Source organism: Streptomyces sp. Ag82_O1-12 (assembly GCF_900182715.1).
GTDB classification, from domain to species: Bacteria; Actinomycetota; Actinomycetes; order Streptomycetales; family Streptomycetaceae; genus Streptomyces; species Streptomyces massasporeus.
This window is the reverse complement of the sequence record NZ_FXUW01000001.1, coordinates 1,519,794-1,544,806: the sequence shown is the minus strand read 5'-3', so window position 1 is coordinate 1,544,806 and position 25,013 is coordinate 1,519,794. Positions and strand designations below refer to the sequence as shown.

26 protein-coding genes are annotated in these 25,013 nt (G+C 71.0%); 16 read left to right on the top strand and 10 right to left on the bottom strand.

What is annotated here, in order from left to right:
* Window position 1: 1 nt before the first annotated feature.
* Window positions 2-679 (bottom strand): DUF6215 domain-containing protein, encoded by a 678-nt coding sequence (locus QOL88_RS07135; RefSeq protein WP_097215612.1) that lies wholly within the window; start codon window positions 677-679, stop codon window positions 2-4.
* Between the two features lie 172 nt (window positions 680-851).
* Here QOL88_RS07135 and argC point away from each other — a divergent pair, with 172 nt between their 5' ends.
* From argC to QOL88_RS07110, 5 genes are read left to right on the top strand one after another with little or no spacing between them, the layout of a single operon-like run.
* A complete protein-coding gene (gene argC, locus QOL88_RS07130) occupies window positions 852-1,880 on the top strand; it encodes an N-acetyl-gamma-glutamyl-phosphate reductase (protein ID WP_097215611.1) in 1,029 nt (342 codons plus the stop codon).
* Window positions 1,877-3,028 (top strand): bifunctional glutamate N-acetyltransferase/amino-acid acetyltransferase ArgJ, encoded by a 1,152-nt coding sequence (gene argJ, locus QOL88_RS07125; protein WP_097215610.1) that lies wholly within the window; start codon window positions 1,877-1,879, stop codon window positions 3,026-3,028. The genes argC and argJ overlap by 4 nt, the downstream gene beginning before the upstream one ends.
* Window positions 3,025-3,939: an acetylglutamate kinase gene (argB, locus tag QOL88_RS07120; RefSeq protein ID WP_097215609.1), complete on the top strand. Its 915-nt coding sequence runs from the start codon at window positions 3,025-3,027 to the stop codon at window positions 3,937-3,939. Before argJ ends, argB begins: the two co-directional genes overlap by 4 nt.
* Complete coding sequence (locus QOL88_RS07115; protein WP_097215608.1) at window positions 3,936-5,135, top strand: acetylornithine transaminase; 1,200 nt, start codon at window positions 3,936-3,938, stop codon at window positions 5,133-5,135. The genes argB and QOL88_RS07115 overlap by 4 nt, the downstream gene beginning before the upstream one ends.
* A gap of 7 nt (window positions 5,136-5,142) precedes the next feature.
* Window positions 5,143-5,694, top strand: coding sequence for an arginine repressor (locus QOL88_RS07110; RefSeq protein WP_097215607.1), 552 nt, complete (start codon window positions 5,143-5,145; stop codon window positions 5,692-5,694).
* Between the two features lie 237 nt (window positions 5,695-5,931).
* Here QOL88_RS07110 and QOL88_RS07105 read toward each other — a convergent pair whose 3' ends face one another.
* The 6 genes from QOL88_RS07105 to QOL88_RS07080 form a co-directional block, all read right to left on the bottom strand.
* Window positions 5,932-6,735: an FAD:protein FMN transferase gene (locus QOL88_RS07105; RefSeq protein WP_257027595.1), complete on the bottom strand. Its 804-nt coding sequence runs from the start codon at window positions 6,733-6,735 to the stop codon at window positions 5,932-5,934.
* Window positions 6,728-7,783 carry an FMN-binding protein gene (locus tag QOL88_RS07100; protein WP_097215606.1) on the bottom strand — a complete coding sequence of 352 codons (1,056 nt, stop codon included), beginning with the start codon at window positions 7,781-7,783 and terminating at the stop codon, window positions 6,728-6,730. The genes QOL88_RS07105 and QOL88_RS07100 overlap by 8 nt, the downstream gene beginning before the upstream one ends.
* A 39-nt stretch (window positions 7,784-7,822) precedes the next feature.
* Entirely contained in the window at window positions 7,823-9,205 is a 1,383-nt protein-coding gene (locus QOL88_RS07095) for a ferredoxin reductase family protein (protein ID WP_179878791.1), read from the bottom strand.
* 127 nt (window positions 9,206-9,332) lie between these two features.
* Window positions 9,333-10,031, bottom strand: coding sequence for a L,D-transpeptidase family protein (locus QOL88_RS07090; protein ID WP_097215605.1), 699 nt, complete (start codon window positions 10,029-10,031; stop codon window positions 9,333-9,335).
* A 3-nt stretch (window positions 10,032-10,034) separates the two neighbouring features.
* On the bottom strand, window positions 10,035-10,622 hold the full coding sequence (locus QOL88_RS07085) for a pyridoxamine 5'-phosphate oxidase family protein (protein ID WP_097215604.1): 588 nt from the start codon (window positions 10,620-10,622) through the stop codon (window positions 10,035-10,037).
* A 139-nt stretch (window positions 10,623-10,761) separates the two neighbouring features.
* Window positions 10,762-11,706, bottom strand: a complete 945-nt coding sequence (locus QOL88_RS07080) for a hypothetical protein (protein WP_097215603.1) — start codon at window positions 11,704-11,706, stop codon at window positions 10,762-10,764.
* A 306-nt stretch (window positions 11,707-12,012) separates the two neighbouring features.
* Between QOL88_RS07080 and argH the strand changes: the two genes are divergently transcribed.
* The 4 genes from argH to QOL88_RS07060 all read left to right on the top strand — a co-directional run bounded on the left by argH (window position 12,013) and on the right by QOL88_RS07060 (window position 16,742).
* Window positions 12,013-13,449: an argininosuccinate lyase gene (gene argH / locus QOL88_RS07075; RefSeq protein ID WP_097215602.1), complete on the top strand. Its 1,437-nt coding sequence runs from the start codon at window positions 12,013-12,015 to the stop codon at window positions 13,447-13,449.
* A 144-nt stretch (window positions 13,450-13,593) separates the two neighbouring features.
* Window positions 13,594-14,565 carry an aldo/keto reductase gene (locus QOL88_RS07070; RefSeq protein ID WP_097215601.1) on the top strand — a complete coding sequence of 324 codons (972 nt, stop codon included), beginning with the start codon at window positions 13,594-13,596 and terminating at the stop codon, window positions 14,563-14,565.
* Between the two features lie 93 nt (window positions 14,566-14,658).
* Complete coding sequence (locus tag QOL88_RS07065; RefSeq protein ID WP_257027594.1) at window positions 14,659-15,210, top strand: TetR/AcrR family transcriptional regulator; 552 nt, start codon at window positions 14,659-14,661, stop codon at window positions 15,208-15,210.
* On the top strand, window positions 15,207-16,742 hold the full coding sequence (locus QOL88_RS07060; RefSeq protein WP_097215599.1) for an MFS transporter: 1,536 nt from the start codon (window positions 15,207-15,209) through the stop codon (window positions 16,740-16,742). The genes QOL88_RS07065 and QOL88_RS07060 overlap by 4 nt, the downstream gene beginning before the upstream one ends.
* Window positions 16,743-17,078: 336 nt before the next feature.
* Here QOL88_RS07060 and QOL88_RS07055 read toward each other — a convergent pair whose 3' ends face one another.
* Window positions 17,079-17,753 (bottom strand): lysophospholipid acyltransferase family protein, encoded by a 675-nt coding sequence (locus QOL88_RS07055; protein ID WP_097215598.1) that lies wholly within the window; start codon window positions 17,751-17,753, stop codon window positions 17,079-17,081.
* A gap of 387 nt (window positions 17,754-18,140) precedes the next feature.
* On the opposite strand from QOL88_RS07055, the gene QOL88_RS07050 reads away from it, so the two are divergent.
* The 3 genes from QOL88_RS07050 (at window position 18,141) to QOL88_RS07040 (ending at window position 20,458) form a co-directional block, all read left to right on the top strand.
* Window positions 18,141-19,301, top strand: a complete 1,161-nt coding sequence (locus QOL88_RS07050) for a glycerophosphodiester phosphodiesterase (RefSeq protein ID WP_097215597.1) — start codon at window positions 18,141-18,143, stop codon at window positions 19,299-19,301.
* Window positions 19,302-19,408: 107 nt separating this feature from the next.
* Window positions 19,409-19,903 (top strand): RNA polymerase sigma factor, encoded by a 495-nt coding sequence (locus QOL88_RS07045; RefSeq protein ID WP_097215596.1) that lies wholly within the window; start codon window positions 19,409-19,411, stop codon window positions 19,901-19,903.
* 57 nt (window positions 19,904-19,960) lie between these two features.
* A complete protein-coding gene (locus QOL88_RS07040; RefSeq protein ID WP_097215595.1) occupies window positions 19,961-20,458 on the top strand; it encodes a GNAT family N-acetyltransferase in 498 nt (165 codons plus the stop codon).
* 70 nt (window positions 20,459-20,528) lie between these two features.
* Here QOL88_RS07040 and QOL88_RS07035 read toward each other — a convergent pair whose 3' ends face one another.
* Complete coding sequence (locus tag QOL88_RS07035) at window positions 20,529-20,957, bottom strand: hypothetical protein (protein ID WP_097215594.1); 429 nt, start codon at window positions 20,955-20,957, stop codon at window positions 20,529-20,531.
* Window positions 20,938-21,297, bottom strand: a complete 360-nt coding sequence (locus QOL88_RS07030) for a hypothetical protein (protein WP_097215593.1) — start codon at window positions 21,295-21,297, stop codon at window positions 20,938-20,940. Before QOL88_RS07030 ends, QOL88_RS07035 begins: the two co-directional genes overlap by 20 nt.
* A 69-nt stretch (window positions 21,298-21,366) precedes the next feature.
* Here QOL88_RS07030 and QOL88_RS07025 point away from each other — a divergent pair, with 69 nt between their 5' ends.
* The 4 genes from QOL88_RS07025 (at window position 21,367) to QOL88_RS07010 (ending at window position 25,008) form a co-directional block, all read left to right on the top strand.
* The gene (locus QOL88_RS07025; RefSeq protein ID WP_097215592.1) at window positions 21,367-22,017 is read left to right on the top strand and encodes an HAD-IA family hydrolase; all 651 of its coding nucleotides are present in this window, start codon (window positions 21,367-21,369) and stop codon (window positions 22,015-22,017) included.
* Window positions 22,018-22,391: 374 nt separating this feature from the next.
* Complete coding sequence (locus QOL88_RS07020) at window positions 22,392-23,426, top strand: methionine ABC transporter ATP-binding protein (RefSeq protein WP_097215591.1); 1,035 nt, start codon at window positions 22,392-22,394, stop codon at window positions 23,424-23,426.
* Window positions 23,423-24,130, top strand: coding sequence for a methionine ABC transporter permease (locus tag QOL88_RS07015; protein ID WP_030842956.1), 708 nt, complete (start codon window positions 23,423-23,425; stop codon window positions 24,128-24,130). Before QOL88_RS07020 ends, QOL88_RS07015 begins: the two co-directional genes overlap by 4 nt.
* Window positions 24,131-24,189: 59 nt before the next feature.
* Window positions 24,190-25,008, top strand: a complete 819-nt coding sequence (locus tag QOL88_RS07010) for a MetQ/NlpA family ABC transporter substrate-binding protein (RefSeq protein WP_097215590.1) — start codon at window positions 24,190-24,192, stop codon at window positions 25,006-25,008.
* Window positions 25,009-25,013 lie beyond the last annotated feature (5 nt).

The window sequence follows — 25,013 nt, the reverse complement described above, 5'->3', positions numbered from 1 at the left end:
GTCACGCGCCGGACTTCCAACCAGGGACCGTCGGCAACACCTTCTCGGCGACGCGCAGCAGCACCGCGTCGTCCGGTACCACTCCGTCCGCGCGCCACAGGGTGACGTCGAGGGAGCCGCCACGGTCCTTGCTGTCCCGGGCCACGGTCAGGGCCCGGGCCGGAACGCCGGGCCCGCTGTCGGCGTCCCCGCCGTCGAGCCGGAAGCTGATGCTGATGGTGCGGGTCGAATAGAGGACACCCGGGCGGCCCAGTGTCTTGCGCGGGCGGGCGTCGGGTCCGAGGAGAGCCTCCGACCCTGCCACCGGCAGGCCGTCGTAGGTCGCCGAGAGTGTCACGGTGTACGTCTCGAACTCGACCTGGGCCTGCGGAGTGGCGATCTTCCCGATGGAGCTGTCGCTGCCGGAGGCGGTCTTCGCGATCTCCGTCGGCGTGCCCAGCAGCGCGGCCAGGTCGGACCGGTTCAGCGCCTCGCACAACTGCGCCCCGGAGAGGTGCTTGCCCTTGGCGGCCGGGGTGGCACCGTCGGAGCAGGCGGCCGGCTTCGGCTCGCTCTCCGCGGCCGACGTCTTCGCGAGCCCCCAGAAACCGGCGCCGAGCGCCCCCACCAGTACCACCGCCGCGAGCGCCTGCCCCCACGCGTTCACGCTCTTCATGGGCGCGTCGATGTCCCCGGTCATGTTCCCCCACCCACCGTGATCCCCTGAAATGTGCCCGCGGACCCTAACCTGTCGTCATGGTCAGGACAAAACCGGTTTCCGGGCGTGCCCTCGCGACGGCCGCGCCGCCTCCGCATGGGATTGCATAAACGTGCATCGAAACGTATAGTCATGCCCTCTAGGAGGAGGTTCCATGGCGGTACGTGCGGCAGTGGCCGGAGCGAGTGGATACGCGGGCGGAGAACTGCTGCGTCTGCTCCTGGCACACCCCGAGGTCGAGGTCGGCGCCCTGACCGGCAACTCCAACGCGGGGCAGAAGCTCGGTGCGCTCCAGCCGCACCTGCTGCCCCTGGCCGGCCGAGTGCTCCAGGAGACCACCCCGGAGATCCTCGCCGGCCATGACGTCGTCTTCCTCGCGCTGCCGCACGGGCAGTCCGCCGCCGTCGCCGAGCAGCTCGGCCCGGACGTGCTCGTCGTCGACATGGGCGCCGACTTCCGGCTGACCGACGCCGCCGCCTGGGAGCGGTTCTACGGCTCCCCGCACGCCGGAGCCTGGCCCTACGGCCTTCCCGAACTGCCGGGTGCCCGCGCCGCGCTGGAGGGGTCCAAGCGCGTCGCGGTGCCCGGTTGCTACCCCACCGCCGTCTCCCTCGCCCTCTTCCCGGCGTACGCGGCGGGCCTGGCCGGACCCGAGGCCGTGATCGTCGCCGCGTCCGGCACGTCCGGCGCGGGCAAGGCGCCCAAGCCGCATCTGCTCGGCAGTGAGGTCATGGGCTCGATGTCCCCCTACGGCGTCGGCGGCGGGCACCGGCACACCCCCGAGATCACCCAGAACCTCAGCGCGGCGGCGGGGGAGACGGTGTCCGTGTCCTTCACACCGACCCTCGCGCCGATGCCCCGCGGCATCCTCGCCACGTGCAGCGCCAAGGCCGCCGACGGAGTCACGGGCGAGTCCCTGCGCGCCGTCTACGAGAAGGCCTTCGCCGACGAGCCGTTCGTGCACCTGCTCCCCGAGGGTCAGTGGCCCGCCACGGCGTCCGTCTACGGTTCGAACGCCGTTCAGGTGCAGGTCGCGTACGACGCGGACGCCGGCCGGATCATCGTGATCAGCGCCATCGACAACCTCACCAAGGGCACCGCGGGCGGTGCCGTCCAGAGCATGAACATCGCCCTGGGTCTCGACGAGACCACCGGACTGACGACGATCGGAGTTGCGCCGTGAGTGTGACGGCAGCAAAGGGATTCACGGCGGCGGGCATCGCCGCCGGGATCAAGGAGAACGGCAACCCCGACCTGGCCCTCGTGGTCAACACCGGCCCCCGCCGTGCCGCCGCGGGCGTGTTCACCTCCAACCGCGTGAAGGCCGCGCCGGTCCTGTGGTCCGAGCAGGTGCTGAAGAGCGGCCAGGTGTCCGCCGTCGTCCTCAACTCCGGTGGTGCCAACGCCTGCACGGGGCCCAAGGGCTTCCAGGACGCGCACGCGACCGCCGAGAAGGTCGCCGAGGTCCTCGGCCGCGGCGCCATCGAGGTGGCCGTCTGCTCGACCGGCCTCATCGGCCTCCTGCTCCCCATGGACAAACTGCTCCCGGGCATCGAGACGGCCGCCGGATCCCTGAGCGAGCACGGCGGTGAGAAGGCCGCCATCGCCATCAAGACCACCGACACCGTCCACAAGACGTCCGTCGTCACCAAGGACGGCTGGACCGTCGGCGGCATGGCGAAGGGCGCGGGCATGCTCGCCCCCGGCCTCGCCACCATGCTCGTCGTCCTCACCACCGACGCGGCCCTGGACAACGACGTCCTCGACCAGGCCCTGCGCGCGGCCACCCGCACGACCTTCGACCGGGTCGACTCCGACGGCTGCATGTCCACCAACGACACCGTGCTGCTGCTCGCCTCCGGGTCCGCCGAAGTCACCCCGGAGTACGAGGAGTTCGCCGAGGCGGTACGGCAGGTCTGCGACGACCTCGGCCAGCAGCTCATCCGGGACGCCGAGGGCGCCAGCAAGGACATCAAGGTCGAGGTGGTCAACGCCGCGACCGAGGACGACGCCGTCGAGGTGGGCCGCTCCATCGCCCGCAACAACCTCCTCAAATGCGCCCTCCACGGCGAGGACCCCAACTGGGGCCGCGTGCTCTCCGCGATCGGCACCACGCAGGCCGCCTTCGAGCCCGACCGGCTCAACGTCGCCATCAACGGCGTCTGGGTCTGCAAGAACGGCGGCGTCGGAGAGGACCGCGACAAGGTCGACATGCGCTACCGCGAGGTGCACATCGTCGCCGACCTCGCCGCCGGGTCCGAGACCGCCACCATCTGGACCAACGACCTCACCGCGGACTACGTCCACGAGAACAGCGCGTACTCGTCATGAGCAGTGGAGCCACGCGCAAGCACACCGCCCTGCCCAAGGCGCAGATCCTCATCGAGGCCCTGCCCTGGCTGGTCCGGCACAACGGCAAGACGGTCGTCATCAAGTTCGGCGGCAACGCCATGATCGACGAGGACCTCAAGGCCGCGTTCGCCCAGGACGTGGTGTTCCTGCACCACGCCGGCCTCAAGCCCGTCGTCGTGCACGGCGGCGGCCCGCAGATCAGTCGGGCGCTCGATCAACACGGCATCGTCAGCGAGTTCAAGGCCGGCCTGAGGGTGACCACCGAGGACGCCATGGACGTCGTACGGATGGTGCTGGCAGGGCAGGTCCAGCGCGAACTGGTCGGGCTGCTCAACCAGCACGGCCCCCTCGCCGTCGGCCTGACCGGCGAGGACGCGCACACCATCACCGCCACCAAGCACCAGCCCGAGATCGACGGCGAGCTGGTCGACATCGGGCGGGTGGGCGAGATCACCGCGATCGACACCGGCGCCATCGAGGCCCTGCTCGCCGACGGCCGCATCCCGGTCGTCTCCTCGATCGCCCGCTCCCAGGACGACGGACATGTCTACAACGTCAATGCTGATACGGCGGCTGCGGCACTCGCTGCTGCTCTGGGCGCCGAAACCCTCATGGTCCTCACGGACGTCGAGGGCCTCTACGAGGACTGGCCGCACAGCGACGAGGTGATCAGCCGCCTCACCGCCGCCGAACTGGAACGGCTGCTGCCGGACCTGTCGTCCGGCATGGTGCCGAAGATGGAGGGCTGCCTGCACGCCGTACGCAACGGCGTCACCACCGCCCGCGTCATCGACGGCCGGGTCCAGCACTCGATCCTGCTGGAGATCTTCACCGACGAGGGCATCGGCACGATGGTCGTGCCCGACGAGCAACAGGGGGAAGCCGTATGACCGCCCACCAGGAGTACGCCGAGCGGTGGCAGGGCGCGCTCATGAACAACTACGGCACCCCGCTGCTGCCCCTGGCACGCGGCGAGGGCACCCGCGTCTTTGACGCCGACGGCACCTCCTACCTCGACTTCGTCGGCGGCATCGCCACCAACGCCCTCGGCCACGCCCACCCGGCCGTCGTCGAGGCCGTCACCCGGCAGATCGGCTCCCTCGGCCACATCTCCAACTTCTTCATGGCCGAGCCCACCGTCGCCCTCGCCGAACGGCTGCTGCGCCTCTTCGGCCGGGACGGCAAGGTCTTCTTCTGCAACTCAGGCGCCGAGGCCAACGAGGCCGCCTTCAAGATCGGCCGGCTGACCGGGCGCACCCACGTCGTGGCCACCGAGGGCGCCTTCCACGGGCGCACCATGGGCGCCCTGGCGATGACCGGCCAGGCCGGCAAGCGCGAGCCGTTCCTGCCGCTGCCGGGCGAGGTCACCCACGTGCCGTTCGGCGACGCGCAGGCGCTGGCCGCCGCGGTCACCGACGAGACCGCGCTCGTCATCCTGGAGCCGATCCAGGGCGAGCTCGGCGTCGTCGTCCCGCCCGCCGGCTACCTCAAGGCCGCCCGGGCCATCACCGCCGCGACCGGGGCGCTGCTCGTCCTCGACGAGGTGCAGACCGGCATCGGCCGGACCGGGCACTGGTTCGAGTACCAGGCCCACGAGGGTGTCCTGCCCGACGTCGTCACCCTCGCCAAGCAGCTCGGCGGCGGACTGCCGCTCGGCGCGACCGTCGCCTTCGGCCGGGCCGCCGACCTGCTCCAGCCCGGCCAGCACGGCACGACGTTCGGCGGCAATCCCGTCGCCTGCGCCGCCGGGCTCGCCGTCCTCGACACCATCGAGAACGAGGGGTTGCTGGAGAACGTCAAGCGGCAGAGCGAAAGGTTGCGGGACGGAATCGAGGGCCTCGGCCATCCGTTGATCGATTTCGTCCGGGGTACGGGACTTCTCCTGGGTATCGTGCTCACGAAGCCGCTCGCGCCCCAGGTGCGCCAGGCGGCTCAGGAGGCCGGATTCCTGGTGAACGTGCCCGCCCCCGACGTCGTCCGGCTGATGCCGCCGCTGAACCTCGGCGACGACGAGGTGGACGCGCTTCTCGGGGCGCTGCCCGGCATCCTCCAGGCAGTGAGCGGGGACGGACGATCCGGGGAATGAGACGACGATGAGCCAGGCGCAGGACCACGAGCAGCCGGGGGCGAACGGGCCCGCCGTGCCGCAGACCCGCACCGCCCGCCACCGCCGGATCGTGGACATCCTCAACCGGCAGCCGGTCCGCTCGCAGAGCCAGCTGGCGAAGCTGCTCGCCGACGACGGGCTGAACGTCACGCAGGCGACGCTCAGCCGGGACCTGGACGAACTGAACGCGGTGAAGATCCGCAACGACGACGGCGATCTGATCTACGCGGTGCCCAGCGAGGGCGGGTTCCGTACGCCCCGGGCTCCGCTGGGCGGGTCGGCGAAGGAGGAGCGGATGCGGCGGCTCTCGCAGGAGCTGCTGATCTCCGCGGAGGCTTCGGCGAACCTCGTGGTCCTCCGGACCCCTCCGGGGGCAGCGCAGTTCCTGGCCTCGGCCATCGATCAGGCCGAGCTGCACGACATCCTGGGGACGATCGCGGGTGACGACACGCTGATGCTGATCAGCCGGGACCCGACGGGTGGGCAGGCCCTGGCGGATCATCTGCTGAGGTTGGCGCAGAACGGCCACGCGACGTAGGGGTGAGCGCGGGTGGCTGTGTGCGGCTGCGCTGTGGCCGTTCGCGCAGTTCCCCGCGCCCCTGAGGGCCTTGGCGGTTGCGCGGGTGGCCGTGTGCGGGTGGTGTGTGGCTGATCGCGCAGTTCCCCGCGCCCCTGGGCCGGCCCCGCTGCGGGCATGCGTGCCGCTGGGGGCGACGCCCGTCCCACGGAGAGCGGCACCCCGTTCCGCCGGGTTGCGGACGCCCCAAGCCACAGCTCACCCCAGCCTCGCTGCCAACCCCCCGGTGCAGCGCACCTCGTCGCCGGCTGTGATCAGCAGCGCCTCTACACCCGGCAGGGACTCCAGCCACGCGAGCCCCTCCCGGGAGCCCATCGCGAACGCCGCCGTCGCCCAGCAGTCCACCCATGTCAGCCGCGGGCCCACCACTGTGACGGACACCAGGTCGGTCACGGCTGAACGCCCCGTCCGGGGATCGACGATGTGGTCCCCCCGCTCCGCCGTACCGGACGTGGCCACGGACAGTTCCGACACCCCCGCCGCGGAGACGACCGCCGCGAGACCCCCAGGCCGCAACGGGTCGGCCACCCCCACGCGCCACGGACGCTGCCCGCCCGGCGTCCCGAGCAACTGCACGTCCCCGCCGCCGTTGAGACTCACCCCGCACACCCCGGGCACGTCCGCCAGCAGCCGTGCCGCCCGCTCGACCGCCCAGCCCTTGACGATGCCGGTCGGGTCGAGGCGGCCCTGGTACGACGTGCTGAACCAGCCCTCGCTCAGATGCTCCGCCTCGGCGGCCAGTTCCAGGACCTCGGCGACCTCGGGATCGCACTCCGCGACGGTCACCTCCCCGCGCTGGAGCCGTGAGATCTGGCTGTCCTCGCGGTACGTGCTGAACACCTCGTCGACCCGGTGCAGCCCGGCGACGGCCTCGTCGAGGGCCCCGCGCACGGCGGCCGGTTCCCCGCCGCGGATGTCGAAGGAGAAGACGGTCCCCATAGTCTCCTCGGCATGACGTACCGCGGCGGGAGCCTGCGCGGAGTCGGCCACCGTGTCAGCCACCGGCCTGGTCCAGCGCCGACTGGAGGGACTGCTTGTAGCCGGCGCTGGTGTACGTCGCACCGGACACGGCGTCGATCTGAGCGTTCCCGGCCGCGACGGCCGCCTGGTTGAGGCGGGGGACGGACGAGGAGGTGATCTGGTCGCTGCGGCCGCCCTTGGGGGCCTGAACCGCCTCCGCCTTGGTGATCTTTCCGCCGGTCACGGTCACCCGCACCTGGACCGGCCCGTACTGCGTCTGCGCCGCACGGCCGGTGAGGATCCGCGTCGCGGCCTGGCCGCCTCCCGAGCCCGCGGCCTGGGAGGAACCGCCCCCGGCCGGAGCCTTGTCCAGGGCGGACTGGAGGGACTTCTTGTAGCCGGCGCTGGTGTACGTCGCGCCCGAGACCGCGTCGACGTCCGCGTTCCCGGCCGCCACGGCCGCCTGGTTGAGGCGGGGCACCGAGCTCGCGGTGATCTGGTCGCTGCGGCCGCCCTTGGGCGCCTGGACCGCCTCCGCCTTGGTGATCTTCCCGCCCGCGACGGTCACGCGCACCTGGACCGGCCCGTACTGCGTCTGCGCGACATCACCGGTCAGTGTCTGCGCGCCCCCCGAGCCCTGCTGCGCTCCGGCGGACGCCTTCGCCTTGTCCAGGGCGGACTGGAGGGACTTCTTGTAGCCGGCGCTGGTGTACGTGGCGCCCGAGACCGCGTCGATCTCCGCGCCCTGCGCCGCGACCACGGCCTGGTTGAGGCGCGGCACCGAGCTGGCCGTGATCTGGTCGCTGCGGCCGCCCTTGGGCGCCTGGACCGCCTCGGCCTGGGTGATCTTGCCGTTGCTCATCGTCAGGCGGACCTGCACGGCGCCGTACTGCGTCTGCGCCGCGTCACCGGTGACCGCGCCGTTCACGCCGCCCTGCGGGGCCTGCCCGGCCGCCGCGGGCGGCGCCTGCCCCGCCGCCTGGGCGGAGCCCGGGTCGGAGGCCGGCTTCAGCGACAGCAGCAGCACGATCCCGGAGACGGTGGCTGCGCCGGCGAGCACGGCACGCCGGACAGGGTGAGACTTCCTCATGTTTCCCAAACTCCTGAAGGGCTGTTGGTGTCCCGTCGCTCACATCTCGAACGACTCGTGATGGATACGGCGGGCGGGTACGCCCGCGCCGCGCAGTGCCTCGTAGACCGACTGGGCGAAACCGGGCGGCCCGCACATGAAGACGTCGTGGTCGTCGATGTCCGGGATCTTGCGCTGGAGGGACTCCGCCGAGATGTCGGGGCGTTCGCCCTCCGGGCTGTTGACCGCGTACATCAGCCGGGCGCCGCGCTCGTCGGCGATCTTGGCGAGCTCGCCCCACAGGGCCAGGTCCTGGGTCGTGTTGGCGCGGTAGAGCAGGGTGATGTCGCCGGACGCGCCCGGCAGCGTCTCGAACAGCGCCCGCATCGGGGTGATGCCGACCCCGCCCGCGACCAGCAGCACCTTGCCGCGGCTGCGGCGCTGCGCGGTCATCGCGCCGTACGGGCCCTCGGCCCACACCTTGGTGCCGGGCTCGAGCTCACGCAGCCGGGAGGTGTGGTCGCCGATCGCCTTGACCGTGATCCGCAGCATGTCCGGGCGGGGCGCCGCCGACAGGGAGTAGGGGTGGGAGCTGAAGCGCATGCCCGGCGCCTTGAACCGCCAGCGGAAGAAGTGCCCCGCCTCCGCGCCCATCCGGTGCAGCTTGCGCCCGCTGATCAGCACGGACACGATCCCCGGGGTCTCCTCGATGACCGCCTCGACGCGCATGCGGTGCCGCAGGTTGAGCCGGATCGGGGTGAGGATCCGGTACCAGACGACCAGCGCGGTCACCATGCCGTACAGCCCGTACCAGAAGGTCTTCGCGGCGGGCTCGACGGCGAACTCGTTGCCGGTGGTGATCTGGTGCCAGAACGTCAGGTACACCGCCGCGTAGGTGAGCAGGTGCACGTGGTACCAGGTGTCGTAGCCGATCAGGCGGCGGACCCCGCCGATCGACAGGATCCCGATGAGGAACAGCAGACCCGTGCCGATGGCGGCCTTGCCCATGTCCGGCAGCTGGTTGATCGAGTCGGTCGTCTGCTGGACGATGTCGCCGAGTGTCTTGCCCGCCTGGAGGGCGTAGCCCCACATGATGAGGAAGACGTGGGCGAGGACCAGGCAGAGCGTGTAGCGGCCGGTCATGGCGTGCCAGCGCGCGACCCGGTCGGTGCCCACGCGGCGCTCCAGCGCGGGCACCCGGGCCATCTGGAGCACCACCAGCGCCATGAGGTAGCCGGCGAGCAGGCCGGTGATCCGGCCCGCGGCCAGGATCTTGCTCGTGTCGTCCGCGAGGGACGGTGTGTTGTCCCACCACAACCACAGCACGGCCGCGGCACCGGCCCAGAGGGCGATCAGCAGCGGGACGGCCGGGGAGCGGCGCGGGCGGATGCGGCGCATCGTCTGGCGGCGGGCGGCGCGTCCGCCTGCGAGCGTGGTGGTCACGGTTCCTCCGTGGGGACTTGACCCTTGGCCCACAGATACGTGCCGCGGCACGGGAGTGTTCAGCCGCGTACCGAGTCGGGTGCGAACAGCAGTGACCGCCGGTAACACTCAGGTGGTCGCCGGTCCGTCAGAGGCGGGTGACGGCGGTGCTCCCGCTCCGTGTCCCCACGGCGATGTGCGGCCGCCGCGCGGGGTCGGCCCAGCGCAGGATCCGCCGCATCGCGTTCTCGGAGACGGAGACACAACCGGCCGTCGCCCCGCGCCCGTTCACGTGGAGGAAGATGCCCGCGCCCCGCCCCCGCACGGGACGCTCGTAGTTGAAGCCGATGACGAGCGCGTGCGCGTACTGCGCGCGATACGTGATCAGGTGCTCGGACTCGGCGGCCCGGCAGTCGGCCGCCCGCGGCTCGGTCCAGCGGTTGTAGGAGCGGGAGTCGTTGTCCTGGCACCACCAGGAGTCCCGGTGCACCCGGCGGTAGGGGTAGGCCGTCCCGGCCGGCGCCGCCTCGATGCCGAAAGCGTACGGCAGACCGTAGAGGCCGGTGGGCGTGGTGTTCGTCCCCTGCTTGCGCGAGGCGCCGGCGGCGAGGCCCTTCGCCCCGAACCGGGCGGGCGCCGAACCCTTCTTGACCCAGCGTCCGGCCTCCCGGTTCCACCACGTCACGGTGCCCGTCGTCGAGGCCCGCTCCGGGGCCACCGCGGTGATCAGCTGGGTGCCGCCGCCGGTGTCCGCCATCCGGGCCGGCAGCGGCGGCGCGGGCGCGGGCGGCGCGGAGCCGAGCACGACCAGGGCGGAGAGGGCGAGGGCGGCGGCACCGGGGCGCATGCCTCAGACGGTAGAGGGAGGCAGCGGCAGCGGCAGCCCGGGTAGTCCGTCCAGGCTGGTGGCGATGTGCTCCTTCTTGGTGAAGTAGGCGCTCAGCGACGCGTCGTCCTCGCGGGCGAAACGCTTGCCGTGCAGATCCCGGTCCTCCTCGTACCCCATGAACGGCACCCCGTAGCCGCAGGTGTCGCGGACGAGTTCGGCGGTGACCACGATGATCGCCCGCAGGCCGTGTGGTGTCGGGTCGATGCCGGGGAAGCGCGCGAGCAGTTCCCCGAAGCGGGGGTCGTCACGGAAGACCGGCTCACCCCTGCCGTGCACGCGGACGATGTTCGGCGGCCCCTGGAAGGCGCACCACATCAGGGTGATGCGCCCGTTCTCCCGCAGATGGGCGATGGTCTCGGCGTTGGAACCGGCGAAGTCGAGGTAGGCCACCGTGAGCTCGTCGAGCACCACGAAGGAGCCCGTCAGGCCCTTGGGGGAGAGGTTGACCGTGCCGTCGGCGGCCAGAGGTGCGGTGGCGGTGAAGAAGACCGGCTGCGCCTCGATGAAGGTGCGGAGCCGGCCGTCTATGCGCTCGTAAGTCTTTCCCATGTCGAACGATTATTGCCGTAAGTCTTTTGACTGTCTAAGGAATTGCGGGGCCCGGTCACCTCTGCCGGACCCCGCGGGCAGGCGTCTGAGTGGCCGCCCCGGCCGGCGCTCACACGGGGCGGCCACAGCGCCTGTCACCTCACTTGGTGAGCGTGCAGGCGGCCAGGGAGTCCAGGCCGGCCGGCTTCTCGGCCGTGCGGCCGATGGCCGTGGCGATGCGGTTGACGGTGGAGATCCGCTTGTCCTCCAGCGGGCCGAGGATGGCGTTCTGGACGAAGTTGGGTCCGCCCTGGCCGACCGTGTCGACCAGACGCTTGTTGGCCTCGGCGACCTGCGTGTCCAGCAGCGTCAGGTTCCGGTCGACCTCGGCCTGCGCCGAGGCGGGGATCGCCGGGAGCTGGGAGGCGACGTCCGGGCAGCTGATCGTGCCGGCGCCGGCGTTGCCCGCCTCGCCCGCACCGGCGTCACCCTCCTGGGCGTCCCCACCGGCCTCCGCGCCGGCGCCCGCCTCGGCACCCGCGCCGCCCTCTTCGGCGCCCGCACCGGCTCCGGCCTCACCGCCGGCCTCCGCTCCGGCGCCGGCCTCCGCACCGGAGCCCGCCTCGCCACCCGCCGCCTCGCCCGCTCCGGCATCGCCACCGGCGTCGAGCCGGCAGGTCGCGAAGGCCTCCAGGCCCTCGGGCTTCTCGGCGGCCCGCCCGATGGCCGTCTCGATGCGGTTGAGGGCGGCGACGCGCTTGTCCTCCAGCGGACCGAGGATGGCGTTCTGGACGAAGTTGGGCCCGCCCTGGCCGACGGTGTCGACGAGGCGCTTGTTGGCCTCGGCGATCTGCTTGTTCAGCTCGGCCAGGTTGCGGTCGACCTCCGCCTTCGCCGAGGCGGGGACCGCGGGCAGTTGGCCGGTGACGTCCGGGCAGCTGATGGTGCCGGGACCGGCCAGCGTCCGGGCGTTCGCGGCGCCGCTGTCGGGCGTCTCCCCCGCGAGGGCGAAGCCGGCGATCACCGTGCCGGACAGTGCCACCGCGGCGGCGCCGCCGATGAACGTGACGCGACGCTTGTTGTACTTCGGAAGAGCCCTGGACATGCGGATGCCTCACTAGGGGTCGGGGGTGTCGTCGGTGTCGTAACGCGGCGCCTGCGTTCGGCGAGAGGTACGGGTAAGCGGTTTCCCGTGTTCAAGGGATCTTCAAATTCCTCTCGCGTGACCGGAAATGGCCTGCCGTTGCCCGGCTGGAAGACCATGCCGGTCCGCCCCGGATTGACGAATCATGCAGAGCTCTGCATACTCATGCATGTCGGTGATCTGCCCTGAGCAGTAGCGTGATGACCGTCTCCACGCCCCCGGGCGGGAAGGCGGTGGCACATCCACACCCATTGAGGAGCGCAGCAGGTGAGCAGCAACAGCGGTGATGTCCGGCTCTGGGGCGGCCGTTTCGCCGACGGCCCCGCCGAGGCCCTGGCGAAGCTGTCCGCGTCCGTCCACTTCGACTGGCGGCTCGCGCCGTACGACATCGCCGGCTCGCGCGCCCACGCGCGTGTGCTGCACAAGGCCGGCCTGCTCACGGCCGACGAGCTGACCCGCATGATCGCCGGTCTCGACCAGCTGGAGGCGGACGTCGCCGACGGCTCCTTCGTCGGCACGATCGCTGACGAGGACGTCCACACCGCCCTGGAGCGCGGCCTCCTGGAGCGCCTCGGCCCCGACCTCGGCGGCAAGCTGCGGGCCGGCCGCTCCCGCAACGACCAGGTCGCGACGCTCTTCCGCATGTACCTGCGCGACCACGCCCGGATCGTCGGCGGCCTGATCGCCGAGCTCCAGGACGCGCTGATCGGCCTCGCCGAAGCCCACCCGGACGTGGCCATGCCCGGCCGTACGCACCTCCAGCACGCCCAGCCCGTCCTGTTCGCCCACCACGTCCTGGCCCACGTCCAGTCCCTCTCCCGGGACGCGGAGCGGCTGCGCCAGTGGGACGCCCGTACGGCGGTCTCGCCCTACGGCTCGGGCGCCCTCGCGGGATCCTCCCTCGGGCTGGACCCGGAGGCGGTGGCGAAGGACCTCGGCTTTGAACACGGCTCGGCCGGCAACTCGATCGACGGCACGGCCTCCCGCGACTTCGTCGCCGAGTTCGCCTTCATCACGGCGATGATCGGGGTCAACCTCTCCCGGATCGCCGAGGAGGTCATCATCTGGAACACGAAGGAGTTCTCCTTCGTGACCCTGCACGACGCGTTCTCCACGGGCTCGTCGATCATGCCGCAGAAGAAGAACCCGGACATCGCCGAGCTGGCCCGCGGCAAGTCGGGCCGCCTCATCGGCAACCTGACGGGCCTGATGGCCACGCTCAAGGCCCTCCCGCTCGCGTACAACCGCGACCTCCAGGAGGACAAGGAGCCGGTCTTCGACTCCATCGACCAGCTGGAGGTCCTGCTCCCGGCCTTCACCGGCATGATGGCCACCCTCACCGTCCATCGCGAGCGCATGGCGGAACTGGCCCCGGCCGGCTTCTCCCTCGCCACGGACATCGCCGAGTGGCTGGTCAAGCAGGGCGTTCCGTTCCGTGTGGCCCACGAGGTCGCCGGCGAGTGCGTGAAGGTCGCCGAGGCCGAGGGCAAGGAACTGGACGGGCTGACGGACGAGCAGTTCGCCAAGATCTCCGCCCATCTGACCCCCGAGGTCCGCACGGTCCTCAACGTGCCCGGCGCCCTGGCCTCCCGCAACGGCAGGGGCGGCACGGCCCCGAGCGCGGTCGCCGTCCAGCTGGCAGAGGTGAAGGCGGACGTGGCGGCCCAGCACGAGTGGGCGGTGGCCAAGGGAAGCGCCCTCTAGGGGCGCGCTGGACTGCGGGACAAGCCGCGACGCACCCGCACGCGCCGGAGTACCGCTCGAACCGGGCTCTGCGAGCGAGCGCCGAAGGTCATCGCGGGTACGTTGGTCGCAAGCCGTACCGGACCCGACCGAACGGAGCCCGCGATGCCCTTCGCGCGACTGGCAACCGCAACGACCCCCACCTGCCACATCGGACTGGGCCTCGCCGCCGTAGGGCGCCCCGGCTACATCAACCTCGGCCGGGACCAGGACCTCGGAGAAGACCGCAGCGTGGAAACGCTGCGCACCCGCACCCACGAACTCCTCGACGCCGCCTACGCCCAGGGTGTCCGCTACTTCGACGCCGCCCGTTCCTACGGCCGCTCCGAGGAGTTCCTCGCCGACTGGCTCAGGGACAGGCCCGGCCTCGACGACATCGTCGTGGGCAGCAAGTGGGGCTACACCTACACCGCCGACTGGTCCATCGACGCCGAGAAGCACGAGGTCAAGGACCACACCCTCGCCACCTTTGAACGGCAGCGCGCGGAGAGCGACGCCCTGCTCGGCGACCGGCTCGACCTCTACCAGATCCACTCGGTGACCCCGGACAGCCCGGCCCTCACCGACAAGGAACTGCACGCGAAGCTCGCGGAAGCCGCCGCGCGGGGCCTCACCGTCGGCTTCTCCACCAGCGGCCCCGCCCAGGCGGACGCGATCCGCGCCGCCCTCGCCGTGACGGTCGACGGCGAACCCCTCTTCCGTACCGTGCAGTCCACGTACAACGTGCTGGAGACCTCCGCCGCCCCCGCTCTCGCCGAGGCGCACGACGCCGGGCTCACCGTGATCGTCAAGGAGGGCATGGCCAACGGCCGGCTCGCCGGGCCGCACGCCCCGGACGTCGTCAAGGAGATCGCCGAGGCGACCGGGCTGGGCTGCGACGCCATCGCCCTGGCCGTGATCCTCCGTCAGCCCTGGGCCGGTGTCGTCCTCTCCGGCGCCGCCACCACCGGCCAGCTCGCCTCGAACCTGCACGCGGCCGTGGTCGACCTCGACGACGACCAGCTGAGCCGCCTCGCCGTGCTGGTGGAGGAGCCGCCCGCGTACTGGGAGCGGCGCGGGCAGCTGCCCTGGCACTGATCACCCCGTCATACACACGCACCCGTACGGCAGCCGTGAGTCACGCATGCCCCTGATGAGACATTCATGTCTCATATGGACTATGCTTGTCTCATGGCTGTCGATCCCGAGCATGTGCTGCGCGCCGCCGCGGCCCTGCTGACCCGTAAATCCACCGCGACCATGGACGAGGTCGCGAAGGCCGCCGGCATCGGCCGGGCCACGCTGCACCGCCACTTCGCGGGACGGGACGCCCTCGTCCGCGCGCTGGAGTCGCTGGGCATCGCGGAGTGCGAGGCCGCGCTGGACGCCGCCCGGCTCGACGAGGGCACGGCGAGCGAGGCCGTACGCCGGCTGGTCGCGGCCATCGAGCCCGTCGCCGGGCTGCTCGCGTTCCTCTACTCCGAGAACCAGCTCTTCGAGGGCGAGGAGCTGAACGCGGGCTGGACCCAGATAGACGACCGGATCTCCGCCCTGTTCCGGCGCGGCCAGCTCGGCGGCGAGTTCCGCATCGACCTCACGCCGGCCTGGCTCACCGAGGCGCTGTACGGCCTGCTGGCCTCCGGCGCCTGGATGGTGCACAGCGGCAAGGGCGCCCCCAAGGACTTCCAGCACATGATCGTCGAGCTGCTGCTCGGCGGCGCACTCAGGAGAGAGGAATCATGACCAGCACGCTGCAGCCGACGATGACGACGGAGGCCGTGAAGCGCCCGGGCCGCTGGCTCGCGCTCGGCGTTCTCGTGCTCGCCGTGCTGCTGGTGGCCGTCGACGCGACCGTCCTCGGTCTCGCGACCCCCTACATCAGCGAGGACCTGAAGCCCTCCGGCACCCAGCTGCTGTGGATCGGCGACGTCTACTCGTTCGTCATCGCCGGTCTGCTCGTCTCCATGGGCAGCCTCGGCGACCGGATCGGCCGCAAGCGGATCCTGCTGATCGGTGCGACGGCGTTCGGCGCGATCTCCGTGGTCAACGCCTACGCCACGACACCCGAGATGATGATCGCCGCCCGGGCGCTGCTCGGCGTCGCCGGCGCGACCCTGATGCCGGCCACGCTCGCCCTGATCCGCAACCTCTTCCACGACCCGCGCGAGCGCAGTCTCGCCGTCGGCATCTGGGGTGCCACCGCTTCCGCCGGAACGGCCGTCGGTCCGATCGTCGGCGGGTTCCTGCTGGAGCATTTCTGGTGGGGCTCGGTCTTTCTGATCAACCTGCCCGTGATGGTCGTCCTGGTCCTCGTCGGGATCAAGCTGCTGCCCGAGTCGCGCACCGCGAACCCAGGCCCCTGGGACCTGGTCAGCGTCGTGCTGTCGCTGGTCGGCATGATCGGCGTCGTGTACGCGATCAAGGAGGTCGCCACCCACGGCTTCGCGTGGAGCGCCCTGGCCGCGGGTCTGCTGGGCGCGTCAGCCCTGTACGGGTTCGTCCGCCGTCAGCTCAGGCTGCCGACGCCGCTGCTCGACATGCGGCTGTTCCGCAACCGCGGCTTCAGCGGGGCGGTCCTGGCCGACCTGCTGACCATCCTCGGCCTGTCCGGGCTGGTGTTCTTCCTGTCCCAGTACCTGCAACTCGTCCAGGGCAGGCGCCCGTTCGAGGCCGGGCTGGCCGAACTCCCCGCGGCGATCGGCGCGGTGGTGGCCGGACTGATCGCGGGGCGCGTGGCCCGGCGCTTCTCGGTGCGGTCCGTCGTCTCCGGCGGCCTCGCGGCGATAGGCCTCGCTCTGGCCGCGCTCACGGTGCTCGACCAGTCCACGGGCTACCCGCTCCTCGGGACCGCGCTGCTGGTGGTCGGGGTGGGCGCCGGCTTCTCGTTCACCGTGACGGCGGACGTGATCCTGTCCAGCGTGCCCAAGGAGCAGGCGGGGTCGGCCTCCGCCGTGTCCGAGACGGCGTACGAACTCGGTGCCGCGCTCGGCATCGCCGCGCTCGGCTCGATCGTGACCGGCGTCTACCGCGACTTCACCGGCCCCGCGGGCACACCGGCCGCGGCCCACGAGTCACTGGGCGGTGCCGTCGAGGCGGCCGCCCGGATGCCCGCCGACAGCGCCGCGACCATGCTGGACGCGGCCCGCACCTCCTTCGTCGACGGCCTCGCCCTCGCGGCGGGCGTGGGCGCGGCCGTCCTGCTGGCAGCGGCGGTGGCGGCTTGGTTCCTGCTGAGGGGCCAGAGGCTGGAGGGCGGCGCGACGAAACACAGGTGATGTCCACGCCCCTGAGGTCACGCCCTCAGGGGCACGGGGAACTGCGCGACACGGACACAGAGTCCCCGCAGTCACGCCCTCGAGGTCACGCCCCCAGGGGCGCGGGGAACTGCGCGACGAACCCCCACGCACCCGCAGCCGCCCGAGGCAGGCCCGCCCACACGTGCACGGGGTTCCACTCGGCCACGCCCGTGAGGTCACGCCTTAAGGGGCGCGGGGAACTGCGCGACAAGCCCCCACGCACCCGCACCCGCCCATGGTCCCCACAGCCCGCACCCGCCGACGGTCCCCGCAGCCCGACCCCGACCCCGCCCGCGCCGAAAAGCCCGAAAAGCCCTACGCCGCTTCCTTCGCCTTGCTCGCGTACATGTCCACATACTCCTGCCCGGACAGCTGCATGACCTCGGTCATCACCGAGTCGGTCACGGCCCGCAGCACATACCGGTCCCGGTCCATCCCCTCGTACCGGGAGAACTCCATCGCCTCACCGAACCGCACGGTGACCTTCCCGGGCCGCGGCAACCCCGCCCCACCCGGCTGAAGCTTGTCCGTGCCGATCATCGCGAACGGCACCACAGGCGCACCCGTCATCAGGGTCAGCCGGGCGATCCCCGTCCGCCCCCGGTACAGCCGTCCGTCGGGCGACCGCGTCCCCTCCGGGTAGATGCCGAACATCCGGCCTTCCTCCAGCACCCGACGCCCGGTCATCAGAGCGGCGACACCACCCCGGCCGCCGTCGCGGTCCACCGGGACCATGCCGACGCCGGTGAAGAACCACGCCATCAGCCGGCCCTTGAGGCCCTTGCCGGTCACGTACTCGTCCTTGCCGATGAAGACGACCTGGCGGTCGCAGACCAGCGGCAGGATCATCGAGTCGATGAACGTCAGGTGGTTGCCGGCCAGGATGACCGGGCCATCGCCGGGAATGTGCTCCGCACCTTCCACCTGTGGGCGGAACATCAGGCGCATGATCGGGCCGAGCACTGCCTTGATGAACGCGAAGCGGGACAACGGGCCCTCCGGTGTCAAGGGATTCTGTATGAGTCTGTGCAGGTGAGGACGATACTCGTGGCCCCGGTCATCGCGCACATCGGGCACGGCGACTTCACCGAGGCCTTACGCACTGTTGACGCGTGTTTACCTGCGGTGGCGCGCCGCCGACGGTCCGTAACGCGACCGACATGATGTGACGCACATCGCCCCGGGGGGCCATCGGACGCGTTCCCAGAACGGCCGGACCGAATCGAACATACGCAACGGACCGTCAACTCATCCTCCTCACCAGCCACTACGACATCCGACATCACCCGCGTGTTCCGCCCGAGGTCTCCCACTCGCCATGTACGCGCCCCTACGATCGGCCCGCACTGACGAGCCGAACGGCCAGGGAGGGCGCTCATGGGAACGCAGGAGTCGAACGAAGAAACGAGCGGTACCGGACGGCGGGCCCTGCTCGGCGCGGCGGTGCTCGGCGCCGGCGGAGCGGTCCTCGGCATGGCCGGCACCGCGCGTGCCGACGCCGCCCGGCACGGCGGCGGAGTGCGGAGCCTGCCCAAGCCGACGATCATCGGCCACCGCGGCGCCAGCGGATACCGCCCGGAGCACACCTTCGGTTCGTACCAGCTGGCCCTCGACCTGGGCGCCGACATCGTCGAGGCGGGCGACCTGGTCCCGACGAAGGACGGTCACCTGGTCTGCCGTCACGAGCCGGAGATCGGCGGCACCACGGACGTCGCCGACCACCCCGAGTTCGCCGGCCGCAAGAAGACCGCACTGCTCGACGGCGTCTCCACCACCGGCTGGTTCACCGAGGACTTCACCCTCGCCGAGCTGAAGACGCTGCGCGCGGTCGAGCGCATCCCGGCCAACCGCCCGCACAACACCCTCTACAACGGCCGCTGGGAGATCCCCACGTTCGAAGAGGTCCTCAGGTGGCAGGACGAGCAGACCCGCAAGCGGGGCAAGCAGGTGTGGATCTACCCCGAGCTCAAGCACCCCACCTACTTCCGCCGGCTGGGCCTCCCGCTCGAGGAGCGTGTCGCCAAGCTGCTGCACAAGCACCGCAAGGACCGGCGCACCTCCCCGGTCATCCTCCAGTCCTTCGAGCCGACCAGCCTCCAGCGCCTGCACAAGATCGTCGACAACCCGCTCGTCGTCCTGCTCTCCTCGGCGAACTCCCGGCCCTGGGACTTCGTCGAGACCGGCGACCCGCGCACGGTCGCCGACCTGGTCAAGCCCGCCGGCCTCAGGGAGATCGCCTCCTACGCGCAGGGCATCGGCCCGACCCTGGACCTGGTCATCCCGCGCGACGCCCAGGGCAACCTGACCCGGCCGACGACCCTCGTCTCCGACGCGCACAAGGTGGGCCTGATCCTGCACCCGTACACCATGCGCAACGAGAACCCGTTCCTGCCCGCGAACTTCCGCAAGGGCGCGGACGCGGATGCCTACGGCGACGTCTTCGGCGCGTACAAGGCGTACTTCGCGACCGGCATCGACGGCGTCTTCACCGACCAGCCCGACACGGGTCTGCTGGCCCGCGAGGACTTCAACGGTTGAGCACCGTCAAGATCCGAGCACGTCAACATCCGAGCTCACACCCCCCGGTGGAGTGAGCTTCGGCCGCCCGGGCAACCCGCGGCCCGGGCGGCCGCGTCGCTCCGCATATGACGCACGACATGGTCACCGCCCTGCGCCCGCTGCTCACCGCCGAGGCCTCCGCGGAGGCATATTCCACCGGAACCGAGCCGGGCGACCTGGAGCAGGCGGTCTGGCTCCGGCTCCTGGAGCGGCTCGACGCCGAGGACCCGCCGGCCGACCCCCAGCAGTGGCTCCGCCGTGCCGTCCGCTCCGAGGTGCGCCGCACCCGCCGTACGAGCCGTCTCGAACGGCCGTACGCCGCCGAACCGGTCGACGACGGGCAGCGCGATCCCGAGCAGCTCGCCCTCGCCGCGGCCCGCGGCCGGGCCCTGCGCGAGGCCGTGCGCCGCCTCCCGGGCCGCTGTCCCCGGCTGATGGAGGCCCTGCTCTCGCCTGAGGACCCGACATACCGGGAAATCGCAGGGGAGTTGGGTATCTCACAGGGCAGTCTTGGCCCGGAACGTTCCAGATGCCTGGGATGTCTCCGGAGATTGCTCTCACCGGAGGTTGCGGCCCGCTGAGGACGGGGATAGGAGTGGGGAACGACAGGTGATCAGATGAGCGGGAGGCGTGCGCACATGGGCATGAGCGTGATCATCTCTGCGGCGACCGAGCAGGACGCGGAGCAGATCTTCAGACTGCAGTACCTGTGCTTCCAGCCGGAGGCGGCTCTGTACGGGAACTACCGCATCGACCCGCTCGTCCAAACCCTCGACTCGGTCCGCGAAGAGGTCGCGCGCGACTGCGTCTTCGTGGCCCGGCTCGGCGATGAGGTCGTCGGCTCGGTCCGCGGCGCGGCCACCGAGGACGGCGCCGCAGCGATCGGCAAGCTCTGCGTCCACCCCCGCCTCCAGGGTCACGGCATCGGTGCCCGGCTCCTCCGGGCGGCCGAATCGGCCCTCGCCGGCCAGCACGGCGCCACCCGCTTCCGCCTCCACACCGGCCACCGCAGCGAGGGCAACCTCCGCCTCTACCGCAAGGTCGGCTACGAGACGGTGGGCACGGCCCAGGGCGCCGACGGCGTACCGATGATCGTCCTGGAGAAGCCGGCGAGCACCTACGCGGCGACGGCGTGATGACCGGCCTTCTTTAAGGGCGCGGGGAACTACGACGAGCCATCCACGGCCCGCGGCCGCCTGACGAACCTCAGGCGGCATCCTCCTCGGGCGCACCCTTGCGCAGCCAGAAAATGGCGGACACCGGCAAGATCACCGGAATGAAGAGGTACCCCATCCCGAAGTCCGACCACACGGTCGCGTCCGGGAAGGCGGAGGGCTCGACCAGGGTCCAGGTCCCCACCGTCAGCACCCCCACCAACTCCGCGACACAGCACGCCAGGGCGACCCTCCGTGCCGTCTCCCCACCCCGCACCAGCGTGTACGTGATGAACCCGTACACGACACCGGCCACCGCCGACAGCGCGTACGCGAGCGGCGCCCGGTCGAACTCCGTCGCGATCTGATACGCGGACCGCGACACCGCTCCCACGACCATCACGCCGTACAGCCACACCAGCAGCGTGCCCGGACCGCTGATCAGCCGACGCCGGCTCACCTCAGCCTCCCCAGATGTCATAGAGACGCACCTCCAGCACCGCCAGCACGACACCGCCGGCGGCGACGGTCACCGAACCCCAGCGGGTCCGCTCGGCCAGCGACATGAACCCGGCGGCCGGGACGCACGCGAACGCCCCCAGCAGATACGCCACGAAGATCGTCGTGCCCTGCTCCGGCTTCTCGCCCTGTGCGAGCAGCACGATCCCCACCGCCAGCTGGATCAGCGACAGCAGCGTGACCACGGCCATCCCGATGAAGTGCCAGTCCTTCGTCGGCTGGTCGCGGTAGGCCGCCCAGCCGCACCAGACGGCGAGCAGCAGCGCGGCGACGCCGGTCACCAGCGTCAGGGCATCAAGCATGCTGCGACCTTATTACGGCCGAAAAGGCCCGATGCTTCCGGCCCTGGCCCGCACCGTAGGGTCGAGGGCATGACGATCCACGCCCAGGCCCTGCTCTTCGACAACGACGGAACCCTCGTCTCCTCCCTCGCCTCGGTGGACCGCTGCTGGACGCGGTGGGCAGGGGAGTACGGGATCACCGCCGAGCAGTTCGCGCGGGTCGAGCTGCACGGCCGGCCGGCCGCCGAGATAGCCGCCGACCTGCTGCCCGCCGAGCTCGTGCCCCAGGCCGTCGCGCGGATCGAGGACCTGGAGGTGGACGACGTACCGAACGACGGGGTGCGCCTGCTGCCGGGCACCCGGGCCTTCCTCGACGTGCTGCCCGCCGAGCGCTGGGCCGTGGTCACCTCCGCCACCCGGCGGCTGGCCGAGGCCCGGCTCGACGCCGTCGGCATCCTGCCCAAGACCCTCGTCGCCGCCGACGACATCACGCGCGGCAAGCCCGACCCCGAGCCCTACCTGCTCGCCGCCCGCGCGCTCGGCGTGGACCCCGAGCACTGCGTCGTGTTCGAGGACGCCCCGGCGGGCCTCGCGGCCGGACGCGCCGCCGGCATGACCACCGTGGCGTTGACCACAACCCACCAGGCCCACGAACTGCACGCCGATCTGATCGTCGAGAACCTGTCGGCCCTGTCCGCACTGGTCACCGAGCAGGGCGTGGAGATCTCCCCGCGCGGCTGACAGGCGGCGTCTCCGTCCACCGCTGTCCAGCATCCGGACAGCGGGGGGTCGGTCAGGACCGTACGCATGTTTTACTGACGGCATGACCACGACGAGCGACCGCATCCCCGCGACCGAGGCGACCATGACGCCCGGTGCTCGTTGTATGTGTCGAATGTGCGCCTTCTAGAGGGCCCCTGCACCACCCCCGAGCTCGCGCCCCGAAGCGAGACGCGGCCTGTCCGCACGCCCTGAGCGCCGCGTGACCCGAAGCCGCCCCGCGCACATGTTCTCCCCGGTTCCACTTCCCAGCGAGAACCGTGTCGCGTCCCTGACCGAATGCACCTGTGCCCGGGCCCACCCACGCCCGCGCACTCGACAGTGACGGAATCCCAGTGATCACCACCTCGGGTCTGACCAAGGTCTACCGTGCACGCGGCCGCGAGGTCACCGCCCTGGACGGCGTCGACCTGCACGTCCGCGAAGGCGAGGTGTACGGCGTCATCGGCCAGTCCGGCGCCGGCAAGTCCTCGCTCATCCGCTGCGTCAACCTGCTGGAACGCCCCACCTCCGGCACCGTGACCGTCGCCGGGCAGGACCTCACCGCCCTGGCCGGCCGCGGCCCGCGCGCCGGAAAGGAACTGCGCCGGGCGCGCAGCCGTATCGGCATGGTCTTCCAGCACTTCAACCTGCTGTCCTCTCGGACGGTCCAGGACAACGTCGAGCTGCCGCTGGAGATCCTCGGGAAGTCCGGGCAGGAACGCTCACGCAAGGCGCTGGAGCTGCTCGACCTGGTCGGCCTCGCCGACAAGGCCTCGTCCTACCCCGCGCAGCTCTCCGGCGGCCAGAAGCAGCGCGTCGGCATCGCCCGCGCCCTCGCCGGCGACCCGAAGGTGCTGCTGTCCGACGAGGCCACCAGCGCCCTCGACCCCGAGACCACCCGCTCGATCCTGGCGCTGCTGCGCGACCTCAACCGCCAGCTCGGCCTGACCGTCCTGCTCATCACCCACGAGATGGACGTCGTGAAGTCGGTCTGCGACTCGGCCGCGCTGATGGAGAACGGACGCATCGTCGAGTCGGGCACGGTCAGCGAGCTCCTCGCCACCCCCGGCTCCGAACTCGCCTCGGCGCTGTTCCCGCTCGGGGGCGAGGCCTCCGGCGAGGACCGCACGGTCGTCGACGTCACCTTCCAGGGCGAGAGCGCCACCCAGCCCGTCATCTCGCAGCTCGCCCGCACCTACAACATCGACATATCGATCCTCGGCGCCGCCATCGACACCGTCGGCGGCCTCCAGGTCGGCCGGATGCGCATCGAACTGCCCGGCCGCTACGAGGACAACGTCGTGCCCATCGGCTTCCTGCGTGAACGGGGCCTCCAGATCGACGTCCCGGGCCACGAGTCCGAACTGGTGAAGGAAGGTGCGAAGTGACCTGGTCCGAGATGCAGCCCCTGCTGGAGCAGGCGTGTTGGGACACCCTCTACATGGTCGGCTGGTCCACGCTCATCGCCGTCGTCGGCGGACTGCCGCTCGGCGTCCTGCTGGTCCTCACCGACCGCGGCGGCCTGCTCCAGAACCTCGCCGCCAACAAGGTCATCGGGCAGGTCGTGAACATCGCCCGCTCGCTGCCGTTCATCATCCTGATGGTCGCGCTGATGGGCTTCACCCGCTCGATCACCGGAACGACCATCGGTGTCGAGGCGGCCATCGTGCCGCTCGCCGTCGGCGCCATCCCGTTCTTCGCGCGCCTGGTCGAGACGGCCGTCCGCGAAGTGGACCACGGGCTCGTCGAGGCCGTGCAGTCCATGGGCGGCAACACCTGGACCATCGTCCGCAAGGTGCTCGTCCCCGAGTCCCTGCCGTCGCTGATCTCCAGCACCACCACCACGATCGTCGCCCTCATCGGCTACTCCGCCATGGCGGGCACGGTCGGCGCCGGAGGCCTCGGAGACATCGCCATCCGGTACGGCTACCAGCGCTTCGAGACCCAGCTGATGTGGATCACCGTCGCGATCCTTGCCGTCGTCATCTCGGTCATCCAGTTCGCCGGCGACTACGCGGCCCGCTCCCTGCACCGCCGCGGCGCCCACTCGGGACCCGCCCCCAAACTGCGGCTCCTCAAAGCCGCCTCCTGACCCCCCTCACCCACGACGGGGTCGCACCACTCGCAAGGTCATAAGGAAAGGCACTTTTCGTGCGTAACACCGCCAAGATCACCACCGCCGTTCTCGCCGCCGGAGCCCTCACCCTCGGGCTCAGCGCCTGCGGAGCGGACAGCTCCGACACCGACGGACCTCTGATCGTCGCCGCCAGCCCCGTCCCGCACGCCGAGATCCTGAACTTCGTCAAGGACAACCTGGCGAAGAAGGAGGGCCTCGACCTGCAGGTCAAGGAGTTCACCGACTACGTCACGCCGAACACGGCGACGCAGGACGGCTCCGTCGGCGCCAACTACTTCCAGAACAAGCCGTACCTCGACGACTTCAACAAGAAGAACGGCACCGACATCGTGCCCGTCGTCACGGTCCACCTGGAGCCGCTCGGCCTCTACTCCCACAAGGTCAAGAAGGCCGGCGACCTGAAGAGCGGTGCGACCGTCGCCATCCCCAACGACACGGTCAACGAGGCCCGCGCCCTCAAGCTCCTCGCCGCCGACGGGCTCATCACCCTCAAGGCCGGCGTCGGCAACGAGGCGACCCCCTCCGATGTCACGAAGAACCCCAAGAACCTCAAGTTCAAGGAGCTGGAGGCGGCCCAGACCCCCCGCTCCCTCGACGACGTGGACGCCGCCGTGGTGAACGGCAACTACGCCATCGAGTCCGACCTCAAGCCCTCCAAGGACGCCCTGATCCTGGAGTCCCCGAAGAACAACCCCTACGGCAACTTCCTCGCCGTGAAGAAGGGCAACGAGGACGACCCGCGCGTGAAGAAGCTCGCGAAGCTCCTCACCTCGCCCGAGGTCAAGAAGTTCATCCAGGACAAGTACGCCGGCTCGGTGCTCGCCTCCTTCTGAGCCAG